Here is an 18,906-nt window from a genome sequence, read left to right as displayed (position 1 = left end):
TCTCAAGCCTTCTGAACAAAAATTCCGAACTTTATTTACCCAAAACTTAGTTCTCTAGTTAGTTGTTTCCATGATCCTAACTTCAGCTTGGCTGATCACAACACAATCAATTCAACAAAAACACTTTTTTTCAACAACCTCATTTTTAAATTAACATGTACACTATTGACGACCTGAATGTCAGGCTTCTTTCAGAATTGAAAGAAATTGCAGAGGAGATGGGCGTGAAGAACGCAAAGAAGCTTTCCAAACAAGACCTCATCTACAAAATCCTCGATCAGCAAGCCGTCGCGGGCGAAGCAGCTCCCGCCAGAAAACCTCCCGTAGCACCTGCTGCTTCCTCCTCCCCCGCCACCGCCTCTGCTTCCGCAGAACCCGAACGCAAAATGCGTCCCCGTCGCCGCGAAAATGTAGCCCCTACTCCCGCGCCGCCGGCTCCCAAAACAGAATCCGATTTTTCCAGCGACGAGATCCTGGATTCCATCGATATAAATTTTGACAGTACACCTCAAACGTTCGCCGAATCCGAGCCCGAAAATCTCGACAACGAACCGGAGATCAACACACAGGAAGACCTCATCCGCGCAGGCCGTGCCGAAGTGCGCGAAGAACGTCCCATCCAATATCGCGTTGCCATCCGCGAATTCGACGGCGCCATCAACAACGAAGGCGTACTGGAGATCATGCAGGACGGCTACGGCTTCCTCCGCTCTTCCGACTATAACTACCTGGCCAGCCCCGACGACATTTACGTGTCGCCGTCGCAGATCAAATTGTTTGGTCTCAAAACAGGCGATACCGTAAAAGGATCGATTCGTCCCCCCAAGGAAGGCGAGAAATATTTTGCCCTGCTAAAAGTGGAATCCGTAAACGGAAAAACCACCGAAGAGATCCGCGACCGCGTGGCCTTCGAATACCTCACACCCTTGTTCCCCAACGAAAAGCTGAGACTGAGCACGGCCCCCGACAACCTGTCGACCCGTATCCTCGACCTGTTTTCGCCCATTGGTAAGGGACAACGCGGTATGATCGTAGCGCAGCCTAAAACGGGTAAGACCGTGTTGCTGAAAAACATCGCCAACGCGATCGCCGAAAATCACCCCGAAGTATACCTCATCGTCCTGCTCATCGACGAGCGCCCGGAAGAAGTAACGGATATGGCCCGCAGCGTAAAAGCCGAAGTGGTAGCATCCACCTTCGACGAACAAGCTGAGCGCCACGTGAAAGTGGCCAGCATCGTGCTGGAGAAAGCAAAACGCATGGTAGAGTGCGGTCACGACGTGGTGATCCTCCTCGACTCCCTCACGCGTTTGGCCCGTGCCTATAACACCGTGGTGCCTTCCTCCGGAAAGATCCTTTCCGGTGGTGTTGACGCCAACGCGCTCCACAAACCCAAGCGCTTCTTCGGTGCTGCCCGCAAGATCGAGAACGGCGGCTCGCTCACCATCATCGCCACCGCCCTCATCGACACCGGCTCGAAAATGGACGAAGTGATCTTCGAAGAATTCAAGGGAACCGGTAATATGGAACTCCAACTCGACCGCAAGCTTTCCAACAGAAGAGTATACCCCGCCATCGACGTGCCGGCATCCGGAACCCGTCGCGAGGACCTGCTGCTGAGAGAAGAAGAACTGCAACGCGTGTGGATTCTCCGCAAGTTCATGGCCGACATGAACTCGGTAGAAGCCATGGAATTCCTCCAAAACAAAATGAAGGGAACCCGCAACAACGACGAATTCCTCATTTCCATGAATGGATAAAACATAGCAACACTTTAACGAAAGAAGAGGCTACCCGAAAAGGCAGCCTCTTTTTTTGTTTTGGGGAGATCAGATGTAGACGGAATAAAAATGTACGCGCTCGCTTATGCGTCAGGACTCGGTCAAAAGCAGGGATAGAGCCAGCGAAGATTCTGGCGTGAGGCTGTAAGTCGTCCATGAAGTGTCAGGAGGGGAGGGATGGTCTCCAGAAAGGTCATTTTAGCACCAACTCAATCAACTCCCGCTGCACATTCCAATCTTTGGCAAGTTTCAGCATGGCGGTAGCTTCCATCTCAGTAACATAGCCCTTCAGGTTGTTTGCCTGCCACACCATGTTGATCAATTCGATTCTTTTTTCTTTTGGATAGTCGGCGATGATGTCGTTCAGGTAAAGGCGGGCCCGCTCAAAGGAAGTAAGGTGGTCCTGGCCCACAAAATCCAGCGCCCATTTGTATTCCACGTGGGCGTCCAGTTCGTCGGCGGTCTTGTCAAGGTCTTCCTTTTCCTGCTCGTCCAGTCCGTGGTAGTGGAAAATGACCGATTTCAGGAGCATGTATACCTTTTTTTCTTCCGTTGATCTCACAATGATGGTGTTAGGGGATGAAACAACATCGAAAAATACAAAAGTTCTTCGTGGCCCCGCAACGCCATCAGGGCGTTAGCAAAAATAGATCGGAAGCAATTTTGTCGGCCAGCAGTTTGCCGTTTTTTGTGAGGCGCAGCACCCGGCTCTCCAGCAGCGCATGGCCGTTCTCCACCAGTGCGCCGATATATCCCTCGTGGGCCGCCAGCAGGTCATACCCCCACAGGTTCAGGATACGCGCCAGGTCGGTCCCCCACGATGTGCGCAGGGTGGTGAGCAAATAGTCATTGATCTGGTCTTCGCGCGTGAGAACCTCTATCGTGGCGGGAATTCGCCGTTCCTGAAGGGCTTTCAGGTAAAACGCGTTATTGCTCACGTTAAATTGTCGGCTGACTCCGTCGTAGGAGTGTGCGCTGGGACCTACACCGAGATATTTCTCCGACCGCCAATAGCTGCTGTTGTGTTTGGACTGAAATCCAGGCAGCGAAAAGTTGGAAACCTCATACTGCTCGAACCCCGCGCGCTCCAGCCGGTCGACCAACACCAGCAACTGATGTCCCGCCGTATCGTCTGCTACGGGTGTGAGCTTTCCCTTGGCGGCCCATCGCCCAAAGGTGGTTTTTTCCTCGATCGTGAGTGAATACGACGAAATATGTTGGGGTTTGAGACGCAGGGCCTCCTCGATGTTCCGCTCCCAAACGACCTCGTCCTGGTCGGGAATGGCATAGATCAGATCCAGGCTGATGTTCTGGAATCCGACCTCGTAGGCATCGGAAATACATCGCCTGGCCAGGGCCGCATCATGAGCGCGGTGGAGGAATTTTAAGACCACATCGTCGAAAGACTGGATGCCGACGCTGAGCCGGTTAATGCCGGCCTGGCGCAGTGCCTTTAGCTTTTCGCGGGAAAGGTCATCCGGATTGGCCTCCAGGGTCACTTCGGCGTGGGGATTGACCGAAAAAGTTTTGTGAACCGTATCCAGGATCTGGTCCAACTCCTCCGGTGTCAGCACCGACGGGGTTCCTCCCCCAAAATAGAGGGTGTTCACTTGCTCGCCGCCGAGATAATCGCGCTGTAAAACCAATTCCTCCAAAAGAGCCCGTACAATAGCCCCCCGGTTTTCAAGATTGGTTGAAAAATGAAAATCACAATAGTGACACGCTTGTTTACAAAAAGGAATATGGATGTAAATACCCGGCATAAAGCGATACAAACTTACTTGCATTTCGGATATAAGGCGATATTCTGATACTTTTGAAAGTTATATGAAGGCAACCTCGCATTTTTTGATCGCCGCGCTCCTGACCCTCCTGAGCGCCACCGCGCTGCTCGGCCAGGAGTATACGGTGTTGAAAGATTTGAAAGCTGAATGGCAAGTGAGTCAAGACGACCGCTTCGAGCCGTTCCAAAAGAAGACCGGCGAGGTGAGCACCGTGTATTTCTGGATTGAGGCAGCAAAATACCCTGGGGTCGTGCTCCACGTGAGCAGCACCGAACCCGTCTCCCTTTTCGTGAATGGACAGTTGGCCGCCCAGCACAGCACGGGCCTGTATCTGAAAATTGACAGTCTCCGCAAAGTATTTCACGCCCCGGTGCTCCAGGTCGGTGTGCATCAAACACGCATCAAGGAAGGCGGCCTTCAAACCACCCTGGAGACGGTTTCCGATGCCGCTTCAACCGCGATCGTGCCGCTGCAATTCTCCTCTTTCCGTGATTTTGCCATCGTGGGGATGATGATTTTGCTCACCATGCTGGTGATCATCATCAAGCTAAATCCCAAACTCACATCAGATTATTTCTCCATTACGAAAATATTTTCCATGCGTGAAGGCGAGGAAAGCCAGGTCTATTCGCGCATCACCAGCAGCACCAACGTTTTGTTTTACGCCTACAGCAGCTTAATGCTCGGCTATTATCTGATCATTATTTTTCATTTTCTGCCGGCACACTATTCGGCTGCGCTCGCCTTCCAGGCGACCACCTTTTGGGAGGCGATGCTCGAGTGGACAAGGTTGAGTTTTATCGTGCTGACGCTGTTTTTCCTGAAGATTGTGCTGGTCTATGGCCTTGCCTTTGTGTTCGGCATGCGCGAGGTGAGTGGCATCCATTTTTTTAATTGGGTGCGGTTGCTGCTGGGCGTTTTCGGTGTTCTAACGATTATTCTTTTTCTGTACTTCATCACCCACGGACAGCGTGAAGGCTTCTACGTATTTCTGCTGAGCATGATGTCGTGGTTGCTCGCAGGATGGACCATCCTTATTCTTTTAAAGTTACAGCGCGCGATGGGTCACTCAATGTTCCATTTATTTTCGTACATTTGTGCGACGGAATTAATACCCTTTCTGATAACAATTAAGGTTCTTTATAATTAGCCCGATTCGTTTACGTGATGAGTGAAATTGCTACTGAAAGGATGCGCAAAGTGAAGAGCATCCTCGTAACCCAAGAAGCTCCAGCAGATGCTAATTCTCCCTATTTAAAACTTGCTGAAAAGTTTAACCTGAAAATTGACTTCAGGCCATTCATACAGGTCGAACCCGTACCCGTCAAAGAATTCCGTAAACAGAAGATCGATATCCTCAACCACACGGCCATCATTTTTACGAGCCGCAATGCTGTGGATCACTTCTTCCACATCTGCCAGGAATTGAAAGTGGAAATGCCTCCGGAGATGAAATACTTCTGTATCTCCGAACAAACGTCGAACTACCTTCAGAAATACATCGTCATACGCAAGCGCAAGATCTTCACCGGTCTCAAAACCGCGCAAGACCTGCTGGAAATCCTGAAGAAGCACAAAAACGAGAAGTACCTCTTCCCGTGCTCCGATATCCGCAAGAACGACATCCCCGACTTCCTCAAAGACGGCGGATACCACTACACCGAAGCCATCATCTACCATACCGTTGCAGCCGACCTGTCGGACCTGAAGGAAGTGTTCTACGACATCCTGGCGTTCTTCAGCCCCTCCGGTATCAACTCCCTTTTTGTGAATTTTCCCGAATTTAAGCAGAACAACACCCGCATCGCCGTCTTCGGCCCCACAACGGCCAAAGCCGTGCGCGACGCCGGTTTGATCCTGGATATCGAGGCCCCGCTGCCCAACGCCCCGTCCATGACCGGGGCCCTGGAACTCTATATTAAGAAGGCTAACGGCATCAAGTAACTACTTCATTCATTGAATTTTACTAAGTGAGATATTTTATTACACTTTAATTACATTTGTTGACAGTGTCGTAAAAAAGCGTTTACTTTAGCTTCTACTTTTTAAACTTAATGCTGAAAAGGACTTTTTATACCCTCTCGCTGCTGCTTGTTACCGCAGGGGCTTTTGCTCAGCAAGACGCTCTCTTCACGCAATACATGTTCAATAACTTGTACATGACACCAGCGTATGCAGGGGTTGACGGGGTTACCCATTTCTCGGCTATCCATAGAAGTCAATGGTTGGGCTACCAGTCGAGCTTCGGCGACGGCGGTGCTCCCACTACGCAAATGGTTTCGTTCAACACACCCATCCACAAGCTCAACAGCGGTGCCGGTGCGTACATTATGAACGACAAACTCGGTCCTCAGAACAACCTCGAAGCACAAGTGATGTATGCCTATCACCTGGGCATCAAAGACACCAAACTAAGTTTCGGTATCAAAGCCGGAATCTACTCTCAAACGGTCAACGGCAAATATTATCGCTACGTACAGGAAGGTGACCCGCTCATTGTCGAAGGAAAAGAATCACAAGTAAGACCCGACCTCGGATTGGGCGTCTTCTATAGAGCCGAAAAATACTACCTCGGCTTAGGCTTCAACCACCTCTTGCGCTCCAAGTTCAACTTCGGCCAGGACAGCGTGCGCGGAGCCTTGGAAAATCACATCAACTTCACCGGTGGATATTTCTACGAGGTGAGCTTCGACCTGAAAGTACAGTTCTCCACCGCCATTAGAACCGATTTGAACAAGACCCAAGTCGATCTGGCGGGAATTGCCTACATCAAAGATACGATGTGGGGAGGCGTGGCGTTTAGACAGTCGGAAGCGGCCAGTTTACTACTGGGTTATGCTCTGCTGAAAGACAAGTCACTGAAGTTGGGAACGGGCATCGACTTTATCGTAAAGGATCGGGCTGCAAAAGAGACTTTTTCACTGGAATTTATGATAAGCTATGATCTACCGGTAGTTGGCACCAGCGGCAAAAAAGTCGTTCGGACCCCCCGGTATAGGCACTAGCCGACATTTGATTTTGGTATTTTTAAGAATTTGTGGAATTTGTAAATAGTTTCTCCAAAAAGTAAGGCGAATAAAGGGTAACTTTCGAGCCTCAAAATTTTAGCATAGCAAACTGAGCAGAAGTATATGAATAAATCGGTTGTTTCTAAAGTAGTTTTAGTATTCGCAGGGGCTGTTGCCAGTGCTTGTGGATTACTTGGCCTTGGCGGCAAAAAAGGCGGCGACCAGGGTGAACTCGTTGGTGTTCCCGGGCGAGAAGGCTGGGTGATGACCATCCCCTATGGTATGGTGCCCATTCCTGCCGGAACATTCCACATGGGGCAAGCGGATGAAGACCCTGCTTCTACGCAGATCAACTTCAACAAGCAAGTAACGATCGGTTCGTTCTTCATGGACGATACAGAAATCACGAACAATGAGTATCGCCAGTTCACCAACTTTTTCCTGGTCGATAACGGAAGCATTGAAGGCTTCGAAACTGTAGACGCAGAAACGTTCCGTCAGAAATACTATCCGGATACCGCTTCCTGGGTTCGCGACTTCGCACACCACATGGGCGATCCTATCCAGGACTATTACTACTGGCACCCCGGCTACGACGACTATCCGGTCGTGGGCGTGAACTGGGACGCTGCCGTGTTCTTCGGTCAATGGAGAACCGCTTACCTGAACGACTACCGCAAGAGCGTGGGTGATTTTCCGATGCCCGCCTTCCGTCTGCCCTCCGAAGCAGAATGGGAATATGCAGCCCGCGGTGGCCGCGATATGGCAAAATATCCTTGGGGTAACCCGTATATCCGTAACTCGAAAGGTTGTATGCTGGCCAACTTCAAACCCGGCCGCGGTAACTTCTACGACGACGGCTTCGCCTACTCCTCACCCGTACAGTCCTACTTCCCCAACGACTATGGTCTGTACGACATGTCAGGCAACGTATCCGAATGGTGCCTCGACGACTTCAACCCCGCATCCGTACCCACGGTTTGGGACTTGAACCCACAATACATCGACCCCCGTACCAACCCGGAAAGTGCCAAGTACAACCCCCGTGTTCCGCCCAAGAAAGTGGTTCGCGGCGGCTCGTGGAAAGACGTGGCCTACTACCTGGAAACCGGTACACGGACATATGAATTCAAAGATTCCACCCGTGCGTATATAGGCTTCCGTTGCGCCATGACGCACTTGGGCCGTTCGTCAGGTCAGGAATTTTAGCACTCAGATCGACCCTAATCCATTTTCTATATTTTATAATATCAAAAGGCAAAACTTAAACCATTACTACAATGAGCAAGAAAAAAGGCGGATTTGTTGAACTACTCTACAAAACTATAATGCCAAAAGTCTATGGTATTGGTGCGGCAGTCGTAATTATTGGGGCGTTATTCAAGATCCTCCACTACGAAGGTGCTGACCAAATGCTGTTCATAGGCTTGACCACTGAAGCAGTTATTTTCTTTCTGAGCGCTTTTGAGCCGCCTCATCAAGAGCCCGATTGGTCGAAAGTATACCCCGAACTGGGCGAAGACTACGAAGCTCCTGCAACGCCTACCCGGATCTCTAACAAGCCTGCAGGCGCATCGCTGACACAACAATTGGATGTTTCCCTGGAGAAAGCCAAAATTGGCCCTGAACTGTTGGATAGCTTAGGCAAAGGTCTGACCAACCTGGCCGACTCTGCCAAGAAAATGTCGAACCTCTCCGATGCAGCAGTAGCCACCAACGACTACGCTACCAACGTGAAGAAGGCTTCTACACAGCTTTTGGAAATGAACAAGTCCTACGACACTGCCATCAAGGCCGTATCGAGCATGTCTGAAGCATCCAAAGACGCTGGCGAATACCACTCGCAAGTACAAAAAGTGACGAAGAACCTTGCTGCTCTCAATTCAGTGTATGAAATGGAGTTGAAGGATGCCGATAGCCACGTTAAAAACATGAACAAGTTCTATGAAAGCCTCACTGGCGCTATGACCGGACTTTCCAAAGTTGGTGATAACACAGCGAAGTTCACTTCCGAACTTGGTAAGCTCACAGACAACCTGACTTCTTTGAACAAGGTTTATGGCAGCATGCTCACCGCGATGAAAGGCGGCGGACAGAACGCATAATGAAATTGGGTTTTTAACGTTTATAACTTAAAAGGAACTACAACATGGCAGGTGGAAAAGAAACCCCGCGTCAGAAGATGATAGGCATGATGTACCTCGTGCTTACAGCGCTCCTCGCGCTGCAAGTAAGTAACGCGGTACTTCAGAAATTTGCCATCATCAACGAAACCCTGAATGGCTTGATCACGGCAGGTAATACCAAGAGTGAGCAAGTATTGGGTCAAATCATAAAGGATGCCGGACAGACCCAGGATGCAGGCGTGCTCGATGCAATGGCACGTGCTCAAAAAGTGAGGGAGCTCACGAAGAGCACGATGAAGCAGATCGACGATCTGAAGAAGAAGATGATGAGCGCATCCGGAACGGATAAAGTCGATGAAAAACTGATCAACGACCACAGTTCCAAAGTGGCCACCATGATGATCGATGTGTCGTCGCCGGATGGCAAAAACTATGAAAAACTGTTGAACGACTATGTAACGCAGGTAAATGATCTCTCCAAGATTCAACCCGCGTTGCCTAAAATTGCCAAGGCTCCTAAAGATCTCCCGCTTTTCGCAGGAGATGCGAACCATGTTAACAAGAGCTTTTTGGAATTCACCTTCGAAAACACGCCCGTTATTGCAGCCTTGGCCTCTGTAACCCAGGCACAAACCGAAGTGCTTGACTACGAAGGTCGTGCCCTGGATAAACTGGCAACCGACGCCGGCGCGAAACGCATCAATCTCGACAAGTTTATTCCCATGGTGCGCGCCAAGTCTTCCACGGTAGCTGCGGGAGCAAAATACGAGGCCGAGATGTTCCTTTCCGGTTCATCAACATCTTTGACGTCAGAATTCTTCAAGGACGGCGCGAAACTTCCGATCGTCCCGGATCCCAGCGGCGTGCAAATGGGTAAGATCGAATTTACAGCACAAGGTGGTGGCTATGACCCTACCGGCATTGCAAAAAAATCGTTCAAAGCTGAGATCAAAGTGAAGGGTCAAACTTTTGAGCAAACCATTGAGTACTTCGTGGCGCAGCCTGTGATCCGTGTAACAACGGGTAACGCTCCTACGCTTTACATGAATTGCGGTAATACGGTGAACATTGAAGTGCCTGCATTGGGTACAAACTACAATCCTACTTTCTCTGCGGCGAGCGCTGAGATCAGAAAGGGTGATAAGCCCGGCCGTGTTACAATCATTCCGAGTGCCCGTAAAATCACTGTGGGTGTTACCAACGGTGGAACGAAAATCGGTGATCAGCAATTCGATGTGAAGAACGTTCCGGATCCCCGCTATGTGGCTTACATTGGAAGTACAGCTGTGGATTTGAGAAATGGTATTAAGCCCAACCAACTTGCTAACCTGCGTTTTGTAGCAGAACCTGAGAACAACTTCAAAGAAGAAGTTCCCAAGGATGCACGCTACAAGATCAAACGCGCAGAAGTAATCTTGGGTCGTGGAACTGCCGGCGTGCAACGTCTTAATGCAACCAACGAAAATCCGGACCTTCGCTCCTGGTCAAGCCAGGCAAGACCCGGTGACCGTGTGGTTATCGACATCAAAGAAGTTGCCCGCAGAACGTTCACCGATGGCGAAGAAAAGGTTCCCGTTAAAGGTTCAAGTGGTATTATAATCATACCGATAAACTAATGAAAAAGAGCATTTTTATAACACTGTTTTCAGTTGGACTGACCGGCGCATTTGCGCAGGAGGTGCAGGATTTGGAAGTTCAGTACAATCCGAATTCGCTCAATCCAATTCCCGTGTATGAGCAGCACTACAAAGTGCGTGTGTGGAGGAATATCGATCTCCGGGAAAAGCAAAACAAAGGCTTCTTCGCCAAAAACGGAGAGATCAGCAAACTCATTGTTGATGCCGTAAAGTCTGGGGAGCTAACAGATATTTATAACAGTGACTCTTTGACCACCAAATTATCGAAGGAAGACTTCCTGGGACGGTTGGTACAAGAGCAAGCCCAGACCTTCCCGGCCTGGACCCCGACCACCGACTTCTACACGGATGATATCGTGAGCTTCAACGGCAAGAACTATCGCGCCGTGCAAGACAGCAAGGGCATCACGCCCAGCGAAGACGCCACCGACTATTGGGCAGGTACCAACCAAGGTAGCGGCCTTGAATATGCTGTTGGCGACATGAGCTCGATCCACATGATGGAAGACATGATCTTCGACAGAAGAAGATCCAGATTGTACTATGACATCCAGGCTTTTGAGATCATCGTTCCGGGTGCGAAGACCACCACGGGTATAGATAACTCGCTCGGATGGTTCAAATACAAGGACCTGGAAAAATTATTCAGAAACAACATTCCGAAGGCCGTTTGGTTCAATCGCCAGAACACCGCGCAAAACAAGAACTTTGCCGATGCATTCCTGCTGAGATTGTTCCAGGGCTCGATCTACAAAGTGCAGAACCCCGACGATGAAACCATCGACGACACTTACCGTGGCAACGGGCGTCCCTACAGAGAAGGCGTTTGGGCTCGCGAGTGGACGGAGATGATGCTCATGGAGAAGGAACACAACCTTTGGGAATTCTAAGAATTTGCTTTTTTGATATTGAGAAGGGAGGTCACTTGACCTCCTTTTCTTTTATGCCCAAAATGATCTCCGCCTTTTTGCGCCCCACCAATTTCTCGATCTCCTCAAACGGCGCCTCCTTGATTTTCTTCACGGATTTGAAATGCTGCAATAACTTCACGGTGGTTTTCTGACCGATGCCCTCAAGACCCTCCATCTCCGTTTTCAGCTGCACTTTGCTTCGCTTTTGCCGGTGGAAAGTGATGGCAAATCGGTGAGCCTCGTCCCGGATCTGCTGCATCAACAACAGTCCAGGTGATTTTTTACTGATGTGCAAGGGCAAGGGATCTTCCGGATAATAGATCTCCTCCAAGCGCTTGGCAATGCCGATGATGGGGATCTGGCCATAGAGATTCAATTCTTTCAACGCCTCACAAGCACTGCTCAGTTGTCCTTTGCCACCGTCGACCATGATCAGATCGGGGAGTTTGCCAGCTTCTTCCTGGATCCTTTTATAGCGCCGGCCGACGATCTCTTTCATGGAAGCAAAGTCGTCGGGTCCTTCCACGGTTTTGATATTGAAATGCCGGTAGCCTTTTTTATCCGCCTTTCCATCAACAAAGCGCACCATGGAGGCCACCGGTGTGGTGCCTTGCAGGTTGGAGTTATCAAAGCATTCGATGATGTTGGGCAAGTGTTGGATCTGCAGATCCTTTTGAAGGATCATCAGCACTTCTTTTTGTTTTGATTTCTTTCCTTCGCGGAAGATCTCGCGCTCACGCTTTAGTTCCAGGGCGTTCTTGATCGACAACGCCAGCAGTTTCTTCTTGTCGCCGATCTGCGGGATCACATTTTCAACCTTATCTTCTAACAGCGTGATCGCCACGTTGCTTAAGATCAGTTTGTTTTGACTATGGGTTTGCTCCCGTAGTTCGAAAGCCGTAAAGCTCAGGATCTCGTCGTCGGGTTCGTCGAGTTTCTTCTTCACTTCCATCGTCTTGGAGAAGATGATGGCGCCCTCGCGGATCATCAGGTAGTTCACATACGCATAGGATTCCGTGCTGGTGATCGTGCATACATCGATGTCGGTAAGATCTTTATTGACGACAAGCGATTTGGATTGGAATCGCTCCAAGGTTTCCAGCTTCTCCTTATAAAAATGCGCCCGCTCAAATTCCATATTGGCGGCCGCGGTTTTCATTTGGGAGGTAAAGTGGTTGTAGACGATGCTGAGATTTCCTTTCAAAATGTTGCGGGCCTGCTCGATCTCCTCCAGGTATGATTTTTCATCCTGGTACGCTTCACAGGGCCCCTTGCAATTGCCCAGATGATACTCCAGGCATACTTTGAATTTCTTTTGCTCGACGTTGGTCTCACTGAGCAGGAGATTGCAAGTTCGGATGGAGTATAGCTTGCGGGTCAGCTCCAACACGTTCTTCATGGCTACTACGCTGGAAAAAGGGCCGAAGTATTCGCCTTGCTTGGGCAGGTATTTGCGCGTGTAGATGATCCGGGGGAATCGCTCCTTAAGGATACACAGGTAGGGGAACGTCTTGTCGTCCTTCAGCAGGATGTTGTACTTGGGCTGGTTCTGTTTGATGAAATTGTTTTCCAATAACAATGCATCGAACTCGGAATTTGAAACCGTAAAATCAATCCGTTCAATCTCCGAAACCAGCTTGAGCGTTTTTCGATTCACGCCGGTGCTCTTGCTGAAATAGCTGCTTACTCTTTTCTTGAGGCTCTTTGCCTTGCCGACATAGATCAGCACATCTTCGTCGTTATAAAAACGGTAGACACCAGGAGATTCCGGCAGTCGCTGAACAACTTCTTTGAGCCGGTCGTACATAAAAATTATTCGTTATTGGGGTTCCAGTCTTCCTGAGGGGTCCCGGCTTCGTCGGGCGGCAGCTCATACGAACTGCAATCGAAGGTGATGTCCATTTTTGTGGCGGGCCTTCTGAACTGTCCTTTTTTGTACTCCAATGAAGCGTCGGCATAGACTTTCAACATAAATTTTTCCCAGATCGGGCGCGCAGTTTTTGAGCCCTGTCCAAGATCCCACTGTTTGTAGTGAATGCTGCGCTCGTCGCCACCGACCCAGGCGCCCGAAACCAGGTCGCGTGTGATACCCATATACCAGCCGTCGGATGCGTTGTTGGTGGTGCCGGTTTTGCCGCCAATTTCGTTTTCGGTCTTGAGGTTGAAATTCAGACCCCTCGAGGTTCCGCCTTCTTCCTGCACACCGCCCATCAGCATGTAGATCATCTTGTAGGCCGTTTGCTCGCTGATGGCCTGTCGTGTTTTGGGCACAAAGTTCTCGATCACGTTGCCATTCTTGTCTTCGATCTGGGTGATGTAGAAGGGCTCTGTGTGAATGCCAGAGTTCACGAAGGTGCTATAGGCTCCAACAATTTCATACAACGATACATCGCTTACGCCCAGACACAAGGAAGGCACGGCATCCAGTGGACTGGTAATGCCAACCCGGTGTGCAAAGTTCACCACATTCACCTCGCCTACCCGTTGCAGCACTTGAGCGGTGATGGAGTTCTTCGATTTGGCCATGGCTTGCCGCATGGTGAGCCACTCGCCGGTTCCACGATCGCCTTCGGCGTTGGGCGGGCTCCACGTGCCGCCAGGAACCTTGAACGTGGGTGATACGTCCTGCAATTTCAAACAAGGATTATAGCCAGCCTCCATCGCTGTGCCATACACAAAGGGTTTGAAGGACGAACCCGGTTGTCTTGTGCCCTGACGGACGTGATCGTATTTAAAATATTTGTGATTGATGCCGCCCACCCAGGCTTTGATAGCTCCGGTGCGGGCATCCATCGACATAAAACCTGCGTTTAGAAAGCGCTTGTAATAATTCAACGAGTCCATCGAGCTGAACAGTGTGTCGCGCTCGCCGTTCCAGGTGAAGATGGTCATGGGCTTCTTCACCTTGAGCATGATCTTCACCGAGTCGTTGCCGGCGCCATAGCGGGCCACCAGGTTTCGGTAGGTCTCCGTTTGTTTGATGCGTGAGTCGAGGAAACCTTTGATCTCATTCCAATCCTCGTCGATCCAGGGGTTCTTGCCTTTCCAGTGGACGTCGAATGTCTTTTGCTGGGGCTTCATGCTTTCGGCCATGGCCTCTTCGGCATAGCGTTGCATACGGCTGTCGATCGTGGTATGAATTTTTAATCCCGACTCCCACAGGTCATAGCCGTGTTCCTTGCACCAGGTCATCAGGTCGTTCAGGATCACCGTCCGGAAATAGGTGGCCAGCCCTTCGTTTTGATTTTGTACGGCATACTCCAGGTGAATGGGAAGCTTCAGCAGCGAGTCGTAGGTTTCGCGCGAACGGATGTAGCCGTGATTGTATAATTTAAATAACACCTCATTCCTTTTGGACAGGGCATTCTTGGGATTTCGCTTGGGATTATAGAAAGAAGGGGCCTGTAGCATGCCCACCAGCACGGCTGCTTCCTGCACGTTCAGTTCGGAGGGTTGTTTGTTGAAATAGGTTTCGGCGGCCACTTTGATGCCATAGGCATTGCTGCTGAAATCGCTCGTGTTGAGATACATGGTGATGATCTCCTGTTTGGTGAAGTTTTTTTCGAGCTTCACGGAGATGATCCATTCCTTGGTCTTGCTGATGAGGATGCGCAGCGGCCCCACCATCAAAGGTCCATCCAATTCCTCCCCGCGGGTGCTGAAAAGATTTTTGGCCAGCTGCTGGGTGATGGTGCTTCCGCCACCCTTGGAAGAAGAGTTGAATGTGAGCACCCCAAAGATCACCCGCATATAGGCACGGAAATCCAGGCCGGAGTGATCATAGAAACGATGGTCTTCCGAGAGCAACAGGGTATTCACCAGGTCCGGCGACAGCTGTTCATAGCTCACCTGGCTGCGGTTGAACCGGAAATACCGGCCCAGCGAAACGCCATCGGCAGAGATCAGTTCCGACGACAAGTCGTTCTTGGGGTTTTCAATGGCTTTCAGGCTGGGCATGTCGCCAAACAGGCCGAATAAGTTGATGCTAACCGAGAGTACGTAGAGCGGAAAACCGAGTATGATGCAGAGAAAAAGTATCCAGATGCCTTTGGTAGTTTTTTTAAACCAAGGATTTCGGGTGAGCAGGATTCTATTGACTTTCTGCAGGGTAGTTTCTTTCAAAGAATTGGAGGTATTCATCAAGACCTTTTGTTCGGTAAAATATATCGAAATTGTCTTTTGTAATGACAAAGCTATGGAATTTATGGTTCCTTAACTCGGTGAGTGTGGAAAGCTTTTCGTTGAACGTTTTTTTGTATTCCAGGGCCCAACTGATGCGGGGCAATTCGTCGACGAGCGTAAGGATGTATTCGTCGTTTAGCACCAGGTTGCTGGTCTTCAATTTCAGTTCTTTGAAATTCTCCTCGTCAAATCGCTCCAGCATCGCGGATACCACGGCGCTGAGGTTGTCGGTCCTGCGGTGAACCAACACAAAATAGTGAGGTTCTTCAAACGAGCGGATGTATTGTATGCCTTTCACTTTCTCCTGGTCGGTCTGGAAGGTGTGCGAGGCATCCAGCAGCTTCTTGGCGTAGGTGGTCAGGGGATCGTCGGGATGGGTTTTAATAAATTGGTCCAGGGCAAATTGATATTGATTAATATCTTCTGTTTTTCCCATCAGGATGACCTTCATTAATTCGATGTTGGAAGAAAACGACGTTTCTCCCATTTCCGCGGCCTGGTCAAGGGCTTGCAGGGCCTGGCGGTATTCGCCGTTCTGATAAAGGTCGTAGCCCGTTTTGTACAATTCTTTTTGCTTCTCGGCCGTTTGGCTGGATTCCTTCAGGTAGTCGGGGTTTATCAGGATCTTGGCGAAATCCGAATTCGGATATTTTGTCTTTAACAGGGACGCGTAGCTTTCTGATTTGGCCGGATCGATGTCTTTAAAGATCAGGTAGAGCTTATATAATATTTCGGGCTCATAGGCGGTCTCCGGGAACCGGCGCAGCAGGGTGTTGTAGGACGTTACGGCGTTGTCTTTTTCCAGGAGTTTGAAATAATAGATATCGCCGAGGGCAAAGTAGGCGTCCTCAATTTTTTTGAGGGCCTCCTTTTTCTGCTCGGCCGTGCGAGGGATCTGTTTGTCTACGCGCGTGTATTCAGCTGCAACGGGATCGCTGGGCGCTGGTTCGGCTGCAGTTTGTTGTTCTGTGTTGGCCGGTGTGGCGCCATCGGTGGTGCTGCGGGCGGCCTGTGCAGTGGCGGTTCGGAGCGACCGTCGCCAGTTGTCTTCCAGCGTAATGTTTCCCCAGATGCGTTGGAATTCAGTTTGCCCCAATGACATGGCGGATGGATTTCCAAAATACCAATCGGCTGCGTCGTCGCCTTCTTGTTGTTGTCCGTCGTCTCCAGAGGAAAAAACATTGTTTGTGTTGGAAACGATCTCAACGCGGTTGCGCTTTTTCTTTTTCTTGCTCTCGTTGCTGTCGGCCAGGCGCTTTTTCGCCTGGTAGGCGGAGTCGATGCGTGCACGCAGCGCAGAGGAGTCCAAAGCAGACATGGCCAAGAGGCTGTCCTGCCATTTGATGGTGTTGAGGTTTTTTACGAACTCGTCCAAAATGCTTTGGCGCGCTTTTATTTTGTCGTAGCCTTCATAGTCCTTGGGCAAGGCGTTGATGGCGCTATCGTAGTAGGCTTGTGAGAGTTCGTATTTGCGCAGCGTGTCGTAATAAATTTCACCTAACCTCAGATACGCTTCTCCGTCGATTCGTTTGTTGTTGCCTTCGCGGATCGAGCGATTAAAATCCTCCAGGGCTTGTGCGAGATTTTTCTGCTTCAATTCAAAAACACCCATCTCATAAAAGATCTTGTCTTTGAATTCCTTGTTCTTGCTATCCTTCAAAAGTTTCCGGAACGATTTGCGCGCGGCGTTCACACTCTTGCTGCGTGATATTTCCGTTACCTGCGCCATGTAAAGACGGGCATAAAAATCCACTTCGTATTCGGGATTGGTGGAGAGGCATCGTTTGTAATAATTATAAGCCTCCGATTCGAATCCTAGCTTTTGATAGATCTGCCCGATGATAAAAAAGATCCGGCCGGGGCGGTCTTTCTTTTTTAGCAGGGGCGTCACCTCGGTGAGGTTTCTCACCATGTAGTCAAGGTCGCCTTGTTCCTGGTAGAAGTAGGCTTTGGCCAGCAGCAGGTTCTTCTTGTTCTCCTTGCTCAGTTTTCCTTTCTGCACAAAGTCGATGGCGGCCTGGGCATTGTTGTACTCCTTGTGTTCCGTGAAGGTGCGCACCAGCTCGATGATGGCGGCGTGTTTGGTGTCGAGGTCCAGGCTCTTGGTGTTCACAAACTTGAAGGTCTGGATGGCGTTGCCCCAGTCCATGCTGTAGAACCGGGCCTTGCCCACCAGCAGATAGGAGTCGTCGACCCATTTGCTGTTGGGGTGGCGTTGAATGGCGAGCGAGGCCATCTTGATGGCTTCTTGTATGTCTTTGTCATAACCCTTGGCCTGAGCGGAGTCGAGCGCGGGGCAGAGTCTCAGCACGCGGTTGTAGTCATCGACCATGCTGCTCCAGACGGTCTTTTCAACTTTCTTGATCTCTTCGCGCGCATAGTAATATCCGTTGAAGTGAGCCGTTGTGTTGTGATAGGCAAGGGACGTTAGGGTCTTTTGGTCAGACGAACAGGCCGTCATGACAGCCAGGACGAACGCGAGCAGTATATAAAAAAGGGGGCCTCTCAAGCGACTGTGATTTGTGATGTTAAAAACGCAAAAAACCTAAATTCCATATTATAATAGCCTGGAATATCTAATTTTGTGCAAAAAAGCGGAATATTTTGAAGCCGAAAAAAACATTATCGAACTGGTTGACCACCCGTTATCAACTCGTTATCCGCAACGAAGAGAACTTCGCCGAAAAAACGAGTATGGGTTTTACCTACTCGAAAGTAATTCTTTTTTCAGTGATTTTGTTTACGGGCCTTTTCACGATGAGCCTGTTCATGTCCAAGACGATCCTGGCCAAATGGTTTGACCCCAAACACGAGCAGATGGTGCTGAACCGGCAGTTGCTCGAGCTGGCCCTGAAGGTAGATTCGTTGGGGCTGGAGGTGGAACGCAAGGATCAATTCATCGCCAATTTTCAGCGTGTGCTGAGCGGCGACACCAGCAATTTTGAGGATCCCGCCAAGACGCTGGGGAGCGATCAACAGCCCCTGGCGAAGCCTACCGACTTAAAAGCCACTCCCACCGATTCGGTGTTCCGAAAAGACTTCGAGCAATCGGACATGTCGCTGATCGCGCTCAACTCGAAATACAAGGAATTGCAGGAGACGTTTTTCTATTCGCCCATCACGGGATTCATCTCCGACCAATACGACGTGAAAAAGGGTCACCTTGGGGTGGACGTTGTGGCGAAGGCGAACGAGCCCATCAAGTGCATCGCTGACGGTACGGTGGTTTTTTCATCGTGGACCCAGGATTCCGGTTATGTAATTATGGTGCAACACCGCGGTAATTTGATCTCCACCTACAAGCACAATGCCCAACTCTTGAAAAAAGTTGGTACTTTTGTCAACGGAGGTGAAATTATCTCTATAGTTGGCAATAGCGGAGAGTTAACCAATGGCCCACACCTTCACTTCGAATTGTGGTATAACGGCAATTCTCTGAACCCGGAAGAATTTGTAACTTTTTAAAACCAGAACGTC

14 protein-coding genes are annotated in these 18,906 nt (G+C 50.0%); 9 read left to right on the top strand and 5 right to left on the bottom strand.

Translation table 11 applies throughout. The features are described from left to right. The first annotated feature begins 155 nt into the window (after positions 1-155). Positions 156-1,760 carry a transcription termination factor Rho gene (gene rho / locus BUB30_RS12785; RefSeq protein WP_073134203.1) on the top strand — a complete coding sequence of 535 codons (1,605 nt, stop codon included), beginning with the start codon at positions 156-158 and terminating at the stop codon, positions 1,758-1,760. A gap of 214 nt (positions 1,761-1,974) precedes the next feature. Here rho and BUB30_RS12780 read toward each other — a convergent pair whose 3' ends face one another. Both BUB30_RS12780 and hemW read right to left on the bottom strand, forming a co-directional pair. Beyond that, positions 1,975-2,313 carry a hypothetical protein gene (locus tag BUB30_RS12780; protein WP_073135137.1) on the bottom strand — a complete coding sequence of 113 codons (339 nt, stop codon included), beginning with the start codon at positions 2,311-2,313 and terminating at the stop codon, positions 1,975-1,977. 97 nt (positions 2,314-2,410) lie between these two features. Then, positions 2,411-3,544 (bottom strand): radical SAM family heme chaperone HemW, encoded by a 1,134-nt coding sequence (gene hemW / locus BUB30_RS12775; protein ID WP_073135135.1) that lies wholly within the window; start codon positions 3,542-3,544, stop codon positions 2,411-2,413. Positions 3,545-3,608: 64 nt separating this feature from the next. Here hemW and BUB30_RS12770 point away from each other — a divergent pair, with 64 nt between their 5' ends. The 7 genes from BUB30_RS12770 (at position 3,609) to porN (ending at position 11,226) form a co-directional block, all read left to right on the top strand. After that, positions 3,609-4,715 (top strand): DUF4271 domain-containing protein, encoded by a 1,107-nt coding sequence (locus BUB30_RS12770; RefSeq protein WP_073134201.1) that lies wholly within the window; start codon positions 3,609-3,611, stop codon positions 4,713-4,715. A gap of 17 nt (positions 4,716-4,732) precedes the next feature. Then, positions 4,733-5,509 carry a uroporphyrinogen-III synthase gene (locus BUB30_RS12765; protein WP_073134198.1) on the top strand — a complete coding sequence of 259 codons (777 nt, stop codon included), beginning with the start codon at positions 4,733-4,735 and terminating at the stop codon, positions 5,507-5,509. A gap of 110 nt (positions 5,510-5,619) precedes the next feature. Then, complete coding sequence (locus tag BUB30_RS12760; RefSeq protein WP_073134197.1) at positions 5,620-6,570, top strand: PorP/SprF family type IX secretion system membrane protein; 951 nt, start codon at positions 5,620-5,622, stop codon at positions 6,568-6,570. A gap of 126 nt (positions 6,571-6,696) precedes the next feature. Then, positions 6,697-7,782, top strand: a complete 1,086-nt coding sequence (gene porK / locus BUB30_RS12755; RefSeq protein WP_073134195.1) for a T9SS ring complex lipoprotein PorK/GldK — start codon at positions 6,697-6,699, stop codon at positions 7,780-7,782. Between the two features lie 71 nt (positions 7,783-7,853). Beyond that, positions 7,854-8,678 (top strand): type IX secretion system motor protein PorL/GldL, encoded by an 825-nt coding sequence (porL, locus tag BUB30_RS12750; RefSeq protein WP_073134193.1) that lies wholly within the window; start codon positions 7,854-7,856, stop codon positions 8,676-8,678. Positions 8,679-8,722: 44 nt separating this feature from the next. After that, positions 8,723-10,315 carry a type IX secretion system motor protein PorM/GldM gene (gene porM / locus BUB30_RS12745; RefSeq protein WP_073134191.1) on the top strand — a complete coding sequence of 531 codons (1,593 nt, stop codon included), beginning with the start codon at positions 8,723-8,725 and terminating at the stop codon, positions 10,313-10,315. Continuing rightward, on the top strand, positions 10,315-11,226 hold the full coding sequence (gene porN / locus BUB30_RS12740) for a type IX secretion system ring subunit PorN/GldN (RefSeq protein WP_073134189.1): 912 nt from the start codon (positions 10,315-10,317) through the stop codon (positions 11,224-11,226). The genes porM and porN overlap by 1 nt, the downstream gene beginning before the upstream one ends. A 31-nt stretch (positions 11,227-11,257) precedes the next feature. Here the strand turns inward: porN and uvrC are convergent, their stop codons facing one another. Genes uvrC through porW form a run of 3 tightly spaced genes read right to left on the bottom strand, consistent with a single transcriptional unit; the run spans position 11,258 to position 17,938 of the window. Continuing rightward, positions 11,258-13,054 (bottom strand): excinuclease ABC subunit UvrC, encoded by a 1,797-nt coding sequence (gene uvrC, locus BUB30_RS12735; RefSeq protein ID WP_073134187.1) that lies wholly within the window; start codon positions 13,052-13,054, stop codon positions 11,258-11,260. A gap of 5 nt (positions 13,055-13,059) precedes the next feature. Further along, positions 13,060-15,369, bottom strand: a complete 2,310-nt coding sequence (locus tag BUB30_RS12730) for a transglycosylase domain-containing protein (RefSeq protein WP_245804077.1) — start codon at positions 15,367-15,369, stop codon at positions 13,060-13,062. Further along, positions 15,338-17,938, bottom strand: a complete 2,601-nt coding sequence (gene porW / locus BUB30_RS12725) for a type IX secretion system periplasmic lipoprotein PorW/SprE (RefSeq protein WP_143164882.1) — start codon at positions 17,936-17,938, stop codon at positions 15,338-15,340. Before porW ends, BUB30_RS12730 begins: the two co-directional genes overlap by 32 nt. Before the next feature lie 95 nt (positions 17,939-18,033). On the opposite strand from porW, the gene BUB30_RS12720 reads away from it, so the two are divergent. Continuing rightward, positions 18,034-18,894 carry a M23 family metallopeptidase gene (locus BUB30_RS12720; protein WP_073134184.1) on the top strand — a complete coding sequence of 287 codons (861 nt, stop codon included), beginning with the start codon at positions 18,034-18,036 and terminating at the stop codon, positions 18,892-18,894. The last annotated feature ends 12 nt before the right edge of the window (positions 18,895-18,906 follow it).

Origin of the sequence: Chryseolinea serpens, assembly GCF_900129725.1 — a bacterium.
GTDB lineage: Bacteria > Bacteroidota > Bacteroidia > Cytophagales > Cyclobacteriaceae > Chryseolinea > Chryseolinea serpens.
This window is presented reverse-complemented; position numbering and strand designations above follow the sequence as displayed.

What these genes read in the sequence shown, in the direction of transcription:
- BUB30_RS12780 (WP_073135137.1), bottom strand. Translation starts at nt 2,313, where the DNA reads ATGCTCCTGAAATCGGTCATTTTCCACTACCACGGACTGGACGAGCAG.
- porL (WP_073134193.1), top strand. Translation starts at nt 7,854, where the DNA reads ATGAGCAAGAAAAAAGGCGGATTTGTTGAACTACTCTACAAAACTATA.
- hemW (WP_073135135.1), bottom strand. Translation starts at nt 3,544, where the DNA reads ATGCCGGGTATTTACATCCATATTCCTTTTTGTAAACAAGCGTGTCAC.
- BUB30_RS12770 (WP_073134201.1), top strand. Translation starts at nt 3,609, where the DNA reads ATGAAGGCAACCTCGCATTTTTTGATCGCCGCGCTCCTGACCCTCCTG.
- porK (WP_073134195.1), top strand. Translation starts at nt 6,697, where the DNA reads ATGAATAAATCGGTTGTTTCTAAAGTAGTTTTAGTATTCGCAGGGGCT.
- uvrC (WP_073134187.1), bottom strand. Translation starts at nt 13,054, where the DNA reads ATGTACGACCGGCTCAAAGAAGTTGTTCAGCGACTGCCGGAATCTCCT.
- BUB30_RS12760 (WP_073134197.1), top strand. Translation starts at nt 5,620, where the DNA reads ATGCTGAAAAGGACTTTTTATACCCTCTCGCTGCTGCTTGTTACCGCA.
- rho (WP_073134203.1), top strand. Translation starts at nt 156, where the DNA reads ATGTACACTATTGACGACCTGAATGTCAGGCTTCTTTCAGAATTGAAA.
- porN (WP_073134189.1), top strand. Translation starts at nt 10,315, where the DNA reads ATGAAAAAGAGCATTTTTATAACACTGTTTTCAGTTGGACTGACCGGC.
- BUB30_RS12765 (WP_073134198.1), top strand. Translation starts at nt 4,733, where the DNA reads ATGAGTGAAATTGCTACTGAAAGGATGCGCAAAGTGAAGAGCATCCTC.
- porM (WP_073134191.1), top strand. Translation starts at nt 8,723, where the DNA reads ATGGCAGGTGGAAAAGAAACCCCGCGTCAGAAGATGATAGGCATGATG.